Raw genomic sequence first — 12,576 nt, forward strand, 5'->3', positions numbered from 1 at the left:
TGTGACCATCAAGTCAGTTTGGAGGCGGCTTCACCCCAGATAACAGGTTCGTCGATCTGCCCAAGAGGGTTCAACGCCTTGGAAATGACGCGTGCTTCTTTCGTCAGAAGGTCAATTACTGTCTTTTGACGCGGACCCGAAAGCCTTACCAAGGGAGCTGCAATGCTGAGTGAGGCGACTGCAATCCCTGCCCGGTCGAAAATCGGAACTGCTATCGCAGAAATTCCGTCGTTGATGTTGAAGTCGAACGCAGCAGCTCGCATTTCCCTGATTTCGTTGATCATTGTACGCAGATCAAGCTCATCAATCGGGTATTCGGCGGCGATACGCGGCATGTTGAAGCGGATGATCTGTTCACGCTCTTCGTCAGGCTGAAACGCAAGGATGGCCAATGCGCCTTGGCCGACACCCAATGGAACGCGCCCTCCGACACCGCCATAGAACGTTCGGATAGGATGACTTCCCCAGAAGCAATCGGTGCATATCGCGTCAAACTTAGACCTTTCGATCAATATCACTGCTTCTTTCAACATACCGAACACGCGCAGCAGAGATGGTCTGGCGGCTTCGGAAATGCTGTTCATCTGTCTGGATTTGGCGGCCATACAGAAGAATTCATACGAGAGGCGGTAGTTCTTGTCCGCTTGCTCGACGAGGCCCTCACTGATCAACGTCTTCAGCAGCCGATGTACCGTCGGCAGGCTTACATCCATACCTTGGGCGATATCCTTAAGGCGGGCACCAGCCGCCCCCGACCTGGCAATAGCTTTCAATAGTAAGACCGCCTTGCCTAGACTTGATTGAGACGCGTCGTGGTTTTCCATAATTTAGCGATAATCCGTTATTGATTTAGCATTTCTTCCGTATGCTGGAAGCAAATTGCAGGTTTACGTCACTATCGCAAGATGCCTGATTGTAAGAATTCGTTAATTAGCACTGAATTCCAGCCAGTTCCGGTACGCCGGACGGTCTACCACTGCAAAACCAAAAAGGGGAACTCAATGTCTGAGAATAAAGGCACAATGGAAGCGCGTATCAGCCGCCGTAATTTCAATCTTCTCGGATTGGGGTCGGCCGCTGCGCTTGTTGCAATGCGTGCGGGTCCGAGCTGGGCTGCCGGCGAGAAGATAACTTTTTACGGCTACGGCGGCCAGAGCAAGAAGAACATGCATGAAGTCGTCTTCACGCCCTTCACCCAGGCCACCGGCATTGAGGTGGTTGAAGGTACGTTCGGCGACGAAACCGAAATCATCACTCGCCTGAAATCCGGTGGTGCTGGGGATCTCAGCGTCTACTCAAATGCTGGCTTCGATATGTACAAGCGCTACGTGGACCTAGGAGCCAACTCTGAGCTCAATGAAGACAACATTCCGAACCTGAAGCTTGTTTCTCAGGTGCTGATCGAGCAGATGCGCAAGCTAACTCCAAATGGTAAGCTCTCAGCGATTCCCTACCTCTACGGTACCACCGGCATCGCCTACAACACAAAACACGTATCGCGCGAGGAGGCTAAAAAACTTGGCTACAAGCTCCTTTGGGACAAGCGTTTCTCCGGCAAGATCGCGTTGAGCAACTACGCTCTCGACCGCATCTGGTCGGCGGCGCTTTATACGGGCCAAGACCCGAACAAGCTCAGCGACACCAATGCTATTTTCGCGGCTCTTCGTGAACAGAGGCCGCTCGTCAAGAAATATTGGGAGTCCGGCTCGGAAGTTATGGACCTTCTCGCCAAGGAAGAGGTTGTGGTCGCCGAGACTTGGTCGACGCGGGCGGCGGCGCTGAAGAAAGACAACTATCCAATCGAATATCTCGAACCCGAACAATGCCAGGCTTGGGTCCAGAACTTGTTCGTCCTGAAAGGCGCACCGATGGAGCCTTGCGAAAAGCTCCTCGATCTCATGCTCAAGCCGGAGATCAACTTCGAATATTGCATGCGCACCAATAACGGCTCCGCGCTTGATCCGAGAAAGACGAACTTCCCGGATCAGCTGAAGAACCAGCCCGGCTTCGATCCCAGCGGAACGTTCGAGGGCTTTAATATCCCCGACGGAGCTTACTGGGCGGAACAGATCGACAAGCTTGAGCCACAGTGGCGGCGTGTTGCCAGGGGTGCATGAGCTTTTCGCACAGATGGCCGCGTCAGAGGCGGCCAAATGCGAACCTCAGCCCCCGCTCCGCGACAGGATTAAGTCACTATCATGCTTGAATTTCGATCTACCACACTCCGCTACGGCCCAGTCGTTGCGGTCAACGACATCAATCTCGTCGTTGAAACCGGCGCGTTCGTCGCGTTGCTTGGACCCTCTGGCTGCGGCAAGACGACCTTGCTGCGCTCGGTCGCCGGCCTCGCCGGCAACACGACCGGCGAGATCCTCATCAACGGTCGCCCGGTCACAGACGTGCCGGTCCACAAGCGCAATATCGGCCTGGTCTTTCAAAACTACGCCCTCTTTCCGCACAAGACCGTTTTCGACAACATCGCTTTCGGCCTGAAATATCGTGGCCTTCCAAAAGCCGACATCAAGCGGCAGGTTACCGAAGCCCTAGAAATGGTCCGGCTTCCGCACACGGCAAATCGGTATCCTTCCCAGCTGTCCGGCGGTCAGCAGCAGCGCATCGCCATTGCGCGCGCGATCGTCACGAAGCCGGACGTTCTGCTCCTAGACGAACCTCTCTCGGCGCTGGACGCCAATCTTCGCGCGGATATGCGAAGCGAGATTCGGGCTCTCCAGCAGGCAACCGGCATCACCACGGTATTCGTTACCCATGATCAGGAAGAAGCTCTGGCAATGGCCGACCTTGTCGTCGTGATGAAGGATGGATGCGTCGTCCAAACAGGCTCGCCCGAGGAAATATACCGCACGCCAAAGTCCCGTTTTGTTGCTGAGTTCATCGGTCATGCGAACCTTTTGAAAGCCAAGGTCGTTGAAAGCACCGAAAGCTCTTTTCTTATTGATATCGGCGGCGTGCAAACGCGTCTATCCGGAAATGTTGGTGCAAAGGTCGGCGATACGATCGAGGCAGTTGTTCGCTCGGCGCATATTAAGGTCGGAGCCGCTCAGCAATCGGCGAACCCTGCGCTTCATCTCGGAAAAGTTATCGAGCGGACGTTCCTTGGGGACAAGACAACATATGTCATCGATCTTGAAGGGACGCGCGTCGCTGCATCTGCTGGTGACGATAGCCATCCCCTTCAAGTCGGGGATCTTGCCGAACTGAATTTCGATCCGGCGCGGATTACTCTCCTTGATGCTGACGGTCAATATCTTCCGATAGAAGGAAGGAGCTGAGATGGCGGTGGCTCTTTCTCAAAAAAATGACAGGCTGCGCATCCTCCTACTCTTGGCGCCTGCAATCATCCTGCTTCTTCTGCTGATCGTGGCGCCGACAGCGACTATGATCCGTTACAGCTTCAATACATATATCGGTGGTGGCCGGGACGCATCGGGCCTCAGCCTCGAGAACTGGAAAATGTTCTTCTCGGACCCCTATTATTTCCTGGGGCTCTGGAAGACGATGCGTATCGCTGTTGAGGCAACGGTGATCGCGGTCTTTATCGCCTATCCGGTGGCCTATACGATCGCTTTCAGCTCCCGGGTTTGGCGCCCATTCCTGTTGATCTTGCTCGTGCTTCCCTTCTGGATCAGCTTCATCATCAGAAACCTTGCCTGGATCAATATTCTGGGAGAGCGCGGCGCCATAAATGCGTTGCTGATGGGACTTGGCCTGACCGATAGCCCGCTCAAGTTTCTATACACTGAATTCTCGGTGATACTTGGCATACTGAGCTTTGTGCTGCCCTACATCATCCTGAACATCTATGTGAGCCTCGATGGCATCGACCGGAACTTGCTTCACGCCGCTCGAACGCTGGGTTGCACGTCATGGCAGGCGTTCCTGGAAATAACCCTTCCGTTGTCTCTTCCAGGACTATGCTCTGGCGTCCTCCTGTCGCTCGTCCTCGCTGCCGGCACTTACATCACGCCAGCTCTGTTGGGCGGGCCTGACAATTTCATGTTCGGCAACATCATCGCTGACACGATCAGCCTCGAGCTGAATTGGCCAATGGGCGCGGTTTTGTCGCTCGCATTGACATTTTTGCTGCTGCTTCTCACCGCCATTTACAGCCGCTTCCTTGGCATCGGCTCCATCACGAAAGGATTGACGCGATGAACGCTGATCAACCCGGTGTTGGCTGGCCGCTAAAAATCTTCACGGCGCTGGTCTACATGTTTCTCTTTGGACCCGTCGCCGCGGTGATCCTGCTTTCGTTCAACACCGCCGACTTTGCTTCCTTCCCCATGCAAGGGGTCGGGCTCCGCTGGTTCGCCGAGCTTTTTCAGAACGAGAGTGTCATGCGGGCGCTCAAGACGTCGCTGGTGCTCGGTGTTTTGACCGCCGGCATCTGTGGTGTGGTGGGAGTATTGGCCGCCATTGCGCTTGCCCGATATGAATTTCGAGGTAAGCGGCTCATGAACGTCTTTCTGCTGACACCGCTTCTCGTTCCCGAGACGGTTCTCGCCGTGGGGCTTCTGTTGTTCATGCAGTTGTTCAAGCAGCCGCGCAGTTTTAGCCTACTGTTGATGGGCCACATCATGCTGGCGCTGCCCTATGTGGTTCTGGTCGTTCATGCGCGCCTCATCACAATCCAGAAGACCTTTGAGGAAGCGGCTGCGACGCTGGGTGCCAACCGGTTGCAGGTTTTCCGCGAAGTCACCCTTCCGCTGCTCATGCCAGCAGTTGTCGCAGGGTTGCTGTTGTCATTCACCCTGTCGTTCGACAACGTCACCGCCTCGATCTTTTGGCGGCCGATCGGCACGGAAACGCTTCCCACTGAAATCTACAGCATGCTCCGGGACTCGGTGAGCCCTGAGATCAATGCGCTGGGAACGGTGATGGTCGCGATCACGATCGGGCTGCCGCTGCTGGGTATCGCCTTCTTCCGAATCAGGTCGCAAAGGCGGCTTTAGCCGCCATCGCGCAAGCCGGTCCGAAGTCTCCGGCTTGCGCCTACTTCAACGAAACAGCCGATGCGAAGCTTCTGATGGCGTCGGTCCCAATAACTGTCACCTACAGAGTGAGGAAGAAAGATGGCTAACGAAACCGCAAACAGCAATTCTGTCCAATCCTTTTGGCGTCCCTTCGATACGCCATCCGAAACCTTGATGGACCCACCGCGCCGCGTCGCATCTGGCGACGGCGTCTATGTCACGGACGATGGCGGTCGACTGCTGGACGCTGTCGGTGGGCTCTGGAACGTCAATCTCGGCTATAGCCAGCCATCGATCACTCAGGCGATAACGAAGCAACTCGAAGAACTGGCCTATACATCAGTGTTCAAAGGCAACACCACCGGCGTGGCGGAAGAGCTTGCCCAGACCCTCGTCGACGACTGGTTCGGCGCCGACGGAATGGCAAGAGTATTTTTCACGTCCGGCGGGTCCGACTCCGTCGAAACCGCTCTACGTCTTGCACGCCAGTATTGGAAAATCCTGGGGCAGAACGACCGCTACAAGTTCATCTCCCTTAAGCGTTCGTATCATGGCACCCATTTCGGCGGCTCCTCCGTTAGCGGAGGCGCTCATCTGCGCCGCAACTACGAGCCATTAATGCCGGGTTGCTTTCACATTCCCGCGCCGATCACCTACCGCAACGCTTTTGACGAAACTTCTCCGGAACGTCTCGCGCAGATTTGCGTGCGTCTGCTCGAGGAGGAGATTATCTTCCAGGGGCCCGAGACCGTCGCTGCGTTTATCGCTGAACCGGTTCAGGGTGCTGGTGGCATCATCGTTCCTCACGAGAGCTTCTGGCCGATGGTGCGCGAGGTTTGCGACAAGTATGGAGTGCTTCTGATCGCCGATGAGGTCGTGACCGGTTTTGGTCGTACCGGGTTCGATTCCGGCGTACGAGGCTGGGGCGTGAAGCCGGATATGATGATCCTGGCGAAGGCGATCACTTCCGGATACTTCCCCTTCGGTGCAACGATGATCGGCGAAAAAGTCGCGCAGGCCTTCGAGAACACCAAGGGTCCGGTCGCGAATGTCGGCCACGGATACACGAACTCCGGTCATCCTGCAGGATGTGCGGCTGGTCTCGCTACGCTGAAGCTCACACGCGAGCTTGGCGTGGTCGAAAATGCTGGCCCTCTGGGTGAGCGCCTCATGGCTGGACTTCAGCGCATGAAGGACAAGCACGAGCTGGTTGGAGACGTGCGCGGTCGGGGACTTATGGCAGCGGTCGAACTCGTCTCCGATCGGTCCGCCAAGACGCCGCTCGGCGCCGAGATGATGAAGCGCTTCGTCAAGGCAACCGCAGCCAACGGTGTATTGGTGCGCCAAGGCGGTCACATGATCATCCTATCGCCTCCTTTGACCATCCAGGCGTCGCAAATCGATGAGATCGTCGATGCGATGGACAAAGGCTTGTCCAGCTTGTGATCGATTGACAGCGCCCATACCGCGAGCCGGAAACTTGCCCGCTCGCGGTGAAATCGCACGAAACGTTTTTGATTTCCCGGCTGCTGGGTTCCAAGTCACACCGACTTGGTGCCCAGCGTATCGATTCATAAATTCTTATAATCAGAATAATAGTGACTCATAAATATCAATTAAAAGAAACTAGTTAACATTTGTTCGTTTATTGTCCTTTCTCATGAGAACAAAAGAATAAGTCGAATAGGGGAATGTGACGCAAAGGGCTGCGCTGCGGTAATTGCCGCAAATCGCCAGCGCACGCGTAATGTTCGAGTCCACCTGGTCGAAAATAGAGGCAACGAGCCGGAGCGCGGTTCACTCCTCCCGCTTTTGATCGGGCCGATAGCGGCTCGATCCGAGAGAATTGTCGTCTAGGACCGTCCATGGCTCAGGACATCAAACGAGCAATTTGACTGGAAGAAAATGCACCTGTCGGATTCAGCATGATCGCTCGTCAGGTAACTGTTTTCGATAGAGGCCTGAACGCGACATTAGACGCCAAAGTCGCGCCATCAGGTCCGACTTACTTCAAACAGGGAGTGCGCGAAAAAATGCTAAATCGGCGGCAGGAACTGGTCACACTCTTTTTGCTGGCGCCTTCGCTCGTCATGTCAGTGCTATTACTTGTGGTGCCGCTGCTGGTGGTGATTGCCTATAGCTTTGCTGGCCGGGATGCCTATGGCGGCGCTGTCACCGGCTTTACCCTCGCAAGCTATATCGAACTACTTCAGCCAACTTATCTGCCGATCTTCGTAAACTCGTTGCAGATTGCGGCGGTATCGACCGCTGTTTGCCTTCTTATCGGCTATCCGATCGCCTACTTCATAGCATTTCGTGCTGGTAGGCATGCCGGGCTCCTGCTCGCACTGCTGCTCATCCCGTTCTGGATCGACTTCATGATCCGCATGTCGAGCTGGATGGTCCTGATGGGTCGGAACGGCACGATCAACGGAATTCTGAGCGGCATCGGGATGATCGATGAGCCAATCAGGATGATCGGTACCTATCCGGCGGTGACGGTTGGCATGCTCTACGCGTTTCTGCCGACGACTGTGCTGCCGATCTACGCCGCGCTTTCCGGCATCAACAAGCGTCTGCTTGAGGCTGCGGACGATCTCGGCGCCGGGCCGATCGAGGCTTTTTGGCGGGTAACCTTTCCGCTTTCTCTCCCAGGCGTGATGGCGGCGATGCTCTTCGTCTTCGTGCCGGCTATGGGCGTCTATGCGATTCCCGTTCTCCTCGGCGGTGGCAAGAGCATTATTCTCGGCAATCTGATCGTCCAGCTCTTCCTGGATTTCCGCAATATTCCCCTGGGGGCCGCAGTTTCGGTCGTCATGCTCGTGGTGTCTTCGGTCATCATCGTTTTCTATATGCGCATTCTGCGCAGGGTCGAGGAGGCGCACGCATGAAGCTTTCCCGCCTCGCCGGCTTCTATGTGCCGGTCGTCACAATCTTCGGCTACGTGTTCCTGTTCGCGCCGCTTCTAGTGCTGGTCATCTATTCCTTCAACGCCGGCCGCTCGACCGTCGTGTGGGCAGGTTTCTCGATGGACTGGTACGCACAAGCGCTGAACGACCGCGGCCTGCAACGCGGGCTTCAGGTCAGTGCGATTGTTGCAGTGCTCTCTGCAGTCATCAGCACGGCAATCGGGACAAGTGCTGCGCTTGCCGTCATCAAGCGGTCCTTTCCCGCGAAGAACCTTTTTTCGACCATTCTGATCGCGCCGCTCGTGCTGCCGGAAATCGTGCTGGCGGTTGGCCTTCTGGTGACGACCGTTTGGTCAGGTATCGCACTCGGCTATGTGACGCTCGTAGCCGGTCATGTGCTTGTTTCCGTGCCTTTCGCATTTCTGATCGTCCGTGCGGCCGCCGCGGGTCTCGACCCTCGGCTCGACGAGGCGGCAGCCGATCTCGGTGCCAATGGCGCTCAGACTTTCATGCGTGTCACGCTGCCGCTCCTCATGCCCGCCATCCTTTCGGCGACGCTTCTGTCGGCGGTCATTTCCTTCGACAATTTCGTGATGTCGACCTTCGTTTCGGGCGTCGGAACCACGCCGCTTCCGATCCAGATCTACTCGATGTTGAAGACCGGCTTAACACCGAAGATCAATGCGCTCGGCACGATGCTGCTCGCTGTCAACGTATTGGCCATTCTGCTCGTCATGGGACGCTACCTGAAGACAATTCGGAGTACTGGATAACGACTTTCAACACACCCAAAAAAGAAAGGGGAACTACAATGCTGAAATACGGACTCCTTATTGCAACAACGAGCCTGCTTCTTGCGGGAACGGCGCTCAGCGCAACCGCCGAGGAACTTCACATCTACGCCTGGGGCGGCGGAGAGGTGCCACAGGAAATCGTCGATGACTTCGCGAAGGAGACTGGCATCGATGTCACCATGGATACGTACGATTCCAACGAGACCATGCTGGCGAAGTTGTCGGCGGGCGCTTCAGGCTACGATCTCGTCGAGCCGACCCAAAATGCGGTACAGGTTCTCGCCAAGCAGGGCCTGCTACTCGAACTGGACCATTCCAAGTTGCCAAACCTTGGCAATCTGGGGGCTACCTTTAAGGACGTTTCCTATGACCCCGGCTTAAAATTCAACGTACCTTATGTTTGGGGCACCACGGGGCTCGCCTACAACGATGACTGCGTCAAACAACCCGTGACGAGTTGGAAAACGCTATGGGATCCGCAGTACCAGGGTCGCATCTTCATGCTCGACAATATGCTTTCGGCCTACATCGTCGCCCTCCAGGTCAACGGGTTCCATGCAGGAACGAGCAAGCCTGAGGAAATCGAAAAGGCGACGCAGTCGTTAATCGAGCAGAAAAAGGTTCTCGGCGGATACAATAGCAGCAGCTTCCCCGAACTTGTTTCCTCCGGAGAAGCATGCATCGTCCAGGCATGGAATAACAACGTCAGCCAGGTCCTCACGGAAAATCCGAAGGTCCACTACGTCATTCCGGACGAGGGCGGATCGATGTGGATTGATGGTTTTGCCATTCCCAAGAACGCCAAAAATATCGAGGCAGCCTACAAGTTCATGGACTACATCATGAAGCCTGAGGTCGCGGCCAAGGCGGCAACCCTCAGCAAGGCCGCTACCGTCATCGACGCAGCGAAGGCGCTGCTGCCGAAGGAAGTGGCCGACAACCAGGCAATCTACCCGGCGGCCGACAAGCTGAAGAAGGTTGATTTCATCCTTGATGTCGGGGACGCCATGAAACTCTATCAAGACGGTTGGACAAAGCTGAAGACTGCCCAGTAGTCACAAGCCGATCGTTTCATTCCGTGACAGGTCAACAGACCTGTCACGGATCTGCTTTGACTCTCGACAGGGTTAGTATTCTCAATGTCCAACGATGAAATGAGCAAACCGCCCAAAACGCGGCAGACGGCCGTGGAACTGGTCGATGTCTGCAAGGTGTTCGAGACCTCGGTTACGCCTCCGGCCTATGCTGTGGACCATCTCAGCCTAAAGATAGCTTCGGGTGAGTTCTTTACCTTTCTCGGTCCTTCTGGCTGCGGAAAGACCACGACGCTGCGGATGATCGCAGGCTTCGAAAGCCCGTCTGCAGGGGAAATCCTGCTCGACGGCCGCGACGTTTCGGGGTTGCCAGCCCATCTGCGGAACACCAATACAGTTTTTCAAAGCTATGCGCTGTTTCCGCATCTTTCGGTCGAGGACAACGTCGCGTTCGGTCTCTCGGTAAAACGAGTTCCCCGCAGTGAACGGAACGACCGTGTCGCAGCTGCGCTTGATCTGGTGCGCATGCGTCACGCCGCCGGGAGAAAGCCGTCGCAACTGTCCGGTGGTCAACAGCAACGCATCGCATTGGCGCGCGCCCTGGTCAATGAACCCTCCGTTCTCCTGCTAGACGAGCCGTTCGGCGCCCTCGATCTCAAGCTCCGGCGCGAAATGCAGATCGAGGTCAAGGAGATGCAGCGCCGGCTTGGCATTACGTTCATCTTCGTCACACATGACCAGGAGGAAGCGTTAACGATGTCGGATCGCATCGCTGTGATGAGCGCTGGGGTAATTCAACAGGTTGATGACCCTGTAGGGATCTATGAGCGCCCCGCCGATCGGTTCACCGCAAGTTTCATCCGCGATATGAATATGCTTCCTGCGAAAGTCGTGGAGCGTCAAGACGACGTTTTTGAAGTTCTGGCAGCAGAAACCCGATTGAAACTGAAATGTACAGCTGGATTGGTCGTCAATGCGGATTGCACGGTCGCGATGCGGCCAGAAGCCTTGACGTTCACTCGTAGGGAGGCCGACGACGTCGTCTTTACTGGTCAGATTGAAAGTGACGTCTATGTCGGGGCCGACCGTCTCTACTCTATTCGTCTCAACGGGGGGGCGGCAATAGTCGCGCGCGTTCGTAATACGCGAGAGCAACGTTTGCTACGCGCTGGCGAGACGGTCCATATGTTTTGTCCGGGATCGGCGATACATCTTCTTTGTGATCAAGACAGAAGGTGAACTGCCCGGACGGCAGCGTTTAAGGGGGGGAAGGCTCGGCGTCGGATCCCTGCTGGAAGCTCCGACAACAGACCCGCCCATGAGCGCTTACATGCTCATGCAATAAAAGGTTCGATTGATGGCTATTTCAAATTCGCTTCTATCAAGGCTCAAAGACCCCACGCTTGTCACCGATAAGGCATTTATTGCGGGGCAGTGGCAAGCGACGGGCGAGAACGGTGCCAGTTTCGAGGTTACCAATCCATCGACCGGCGACGTGATCGCCGTCTTGCCCGATATGACACGCGTGGATGCCGCTGGTGCCATTGACGCAGCTTTTAAGGCGCAGAAGCTATGGGCAAGGAAGACTGGGAAAGAGCGAGCCGCCGTCCTGCGAAGGTTGTTTGACATGATGGTCGCGAATGCGGACGACCTGGCTGTCATTTTGACCGCGGAAATGGGAAAGCCGCTCACCGAGGCCAAAGGTGAAATCCTGTATGGTGCGTCCTACGTGGAATGGTTCGGCGAGGAAGCAAAGCGCATTTACGGTGACACGATTCCCGGTCATCAACAGGACAAGCGCATCATCGTATTGAAGCAGCCAATCGGAGTTGTCGCCTCGATCACACCCTGGAACTTCCCCAATGCCATGCTGGCGCGAAAGTTCGCCCCGGCCATCGCGGCCGGTTGCTCTATCGTGTCGAAGCCGGCGTCGGAAACGCCTCTCTCGGCTCTTGCGCTTGCTGTTCTTGCAGAGCGGGCCGGGCTGCCGGCTGGTTTGTTTAACGTCGTGACCTCGACGAAATCAGCCGATATTGGTCGAGAATTCACCGAAAACGACAAGGTCAGGAAGCTGACCTTTACGGGCTCAACAGATGTCGGCAAGATCTTAATGCGCCAAGGCGCTGAGCAGATCATGAAGCTCGGGCTGGAGCTTGGCGGCAACGCGCCATTTATCGTCTTCGATGACGCCGATCTCGATGCTGCCGTCGAAGGCGCGATGATTTCGAAATATCGCAACAACGGCCAAACCTGCGTTTGCGCCAATCGCCTCTACGTGCAGGCCGGGGTGTATGACGCGTTCGCGGAGAAGCTCGCGGCTCGTGTATCGACCATGAAGGTTGGCGATGGGTTCGAGGACGGCGTCATGGCTGGTCCGCTCATTACTGAAAAAGCCGTCGCCAAAGTCGAGGAGCACATTGCCGATGCACTCAAAAAAGGTGGCGCCATCGCAGTAGGCGGCTCGCGGGACGTCCGTGGCGGTCTGTTCTTCCAGCCAACCGTTCTGACGGGCGTAACCTCTGCAATGAAAGTGGCAAAGGAGGAGACCTTTGGTCCCGTTGCACCGTTGTTCCGGTTTGAAACTGAAGACGATGTTGTCGAGATGGCCAATGATACCGAATTCGGTTTGGCCTCTTATTTCTATGCTAAGGATCTTTCGCGCGTATTTCGCGTCGCGGAGGCCTTGGAATACGGGATGGTCGGGATCAATACAGGGCTGATTTCCACAGAGGTCGCGCCCTTTGGTGGCATCAAGCAGTCGGGGCAGGGTAGAGAGGGTTCGAAATACGGAATCGATGACTATGTCGAGATCAAATATCTTTGCGTGAGCATTGAAGACTGACCTCCC

General features: G+C 55.9%; 11 protein-coding genes. 10 read left to right on the plus strand and 1 reads right to left on the minus strand.

Translation table 11 applies throughout. The features are described from left to right. Window positions 1-8: 8 nt before the first annotated feature. The gene (locus AVCG78_RS26440) at window positions 9-824 is read right to left on the minus strand and encodes an IclR family transcriptional regulator (protein ID WP_012648982.1); all 816 of its coding nucleotides are present in this window, start codon (window positions 822-824) and stop codon (window positions 9-11) included. Between the two features lie 177 nt (window positions 825-1,001). Between AVCG78_RS26440 and AVCG78_RS26445 the strand changes: the two genes are divergently transcribed. The 10 genes from AVCG78_RS26445 (at window position 1,002) to AVCG78_RS26490 (ending at window position 12,570) form a co-directional block, all read left to right on the plus strand. Continuing rightward, window positions 1,002-2,117 (plus strand): ABC transporter substrate-binding protein, encoded by a 1,116-nt coding sequence (locus tag AVCG78_RS26445; protein ID WP_012648983.1) that lies wholly within the window; start codon window positions 1,002-1,004, stop codon window positions 2,115-2,117. Between the two features lie 81 nt (window positions 2,118-2,198). Beyond that, window positions 2,199-3,290 carry an ABC transporter ATP-binding protein gene (locus tag AVCG78_RS26450; RefSeq protein ID WP_049777480.1) on the plus strand — a complete coding sequence of 364 codons (1,092 nt, stop codon included), beginning with the start codon at window positions 2,199-2,201 and terminating at the stop codon, window positions 3,288-3,290. A gap of 1 nt (window position 3,291) precedes the next feature. Continuing rightward, window positions 3,292-4,173: an ABC transporter permease gene (locus tag AVCG78_RS26455; RefSeq protein WP_012648985.1), complete on the plus strand. Its 882-nt coding sequence runs from the start codon at window positions 3,292-3,294 to the stop codon at window positions 4,171-4,173. Beyond that, window positions 4,170-4,970 (plus strand): ABC transporter permease, encoded by an 801-nt coding sequence (locus AVCG78_RS26460; protein ID WP_012648986.1) that lies wholly within the window; start codon window positions 4,170-4,172, stop codon window positions 4,968-4,970. Before AVCG78_RS26455 ends, AVCG78_RS26460 begins: the two co-directional genes overlap by 4 nt. Window positions 4,971-5,090: 120 nt before the next feature. Further along, window positions 5,091-6,437, plus strand: a complete 1,347-nt coding sequence (locus AVCG78_RS26465) for an aspartate aminotransferase family protein (RefSeq protein ID WP_012648987.1) — start codon at window positions 5,091-5,093, stop codon at window positions 6,435-6,437. Window positions 6,438-6,916: 479 nt separating this feature from the next. After that, window positions 6,917-7,882, plus strand: a complete 966-nt coding sequence (locus tag AVCG78_RS26470; protein WP_139191477.1) for an ABC transporter permease — start codon at window positions 6,917-6,919, stop codon at window positions 7,880-7,882. Next, window positions 7,879-8,673 carry an ABC transporter permease gene (locus AVCG78_RS26475; RefSeq protein ID WP_012648989.1) on the plus strand — a complete coding sequence of 265 codons (795 nt, stop codon included), beginning with the start codon at window positions 7,879-7,881 and terminating at the stop codon, window positions 8,671-8,673. The genes AVCG78_RS26470 and AVCG78_RS26475 overlap by 4 nt, the downstream gene beginning before the upstream one ends. Before the next feature lie 38 nt (window positions 8,674-8,711). Continuing rightward, the gene (locus AVCG78_RS26480; protein ID WP_012648990.1) at window positions 8,712-9,749 is read left to right on the plus strand and encodes an ABC transporter substrate-binding protein; all 1,038 of its coding nucleotides are present in this window, start codon (window positions 8,712-8,714) and stop codon (window positions 9,747-9,749) included. A gap of 84 nt (window positions 9,750-9,833) precedes the next feature. Further along, window positions 9,834-10,967 (plus strand): ABC transporter ATP-binding protein, encoded by a 1,134-nt coding sequence (locus AVCG78_RS26485; protein ID WP_012648991.1) that lies wholly within the window; start codon window positions 9,834-9,836, stop codon window positions 10,965-10,967. A gap of 118 nt (window positions 10,968-11,085) precedes the next feature. After that, window positions 11,086-12,570 (plus strand): NAD-dependent succinate-semialdehyde dehydrogenase, encoded by a 1,485-nt coding sequence (locus AVCG78_RS26490; protein WP_012648992.1) that lies wholly within the window; start codon window positions 11,086-11,088, stop codon window positions 12,568-12,570. Window positions 12,571-12,576: the final 6 nt, after the last annotated feature.

The sequence above is a fragment of the Gillisella vitis genome (genome assembly GCF_021559775.1).
GTDB classification, from domain to species: domain Bacteria; phylum Pseudomonadota; class Alphaproteobacteria; order Rhizobiales; family Rhizobiaceae; genus Allorhizobium; species Allorhizobium ampelinum.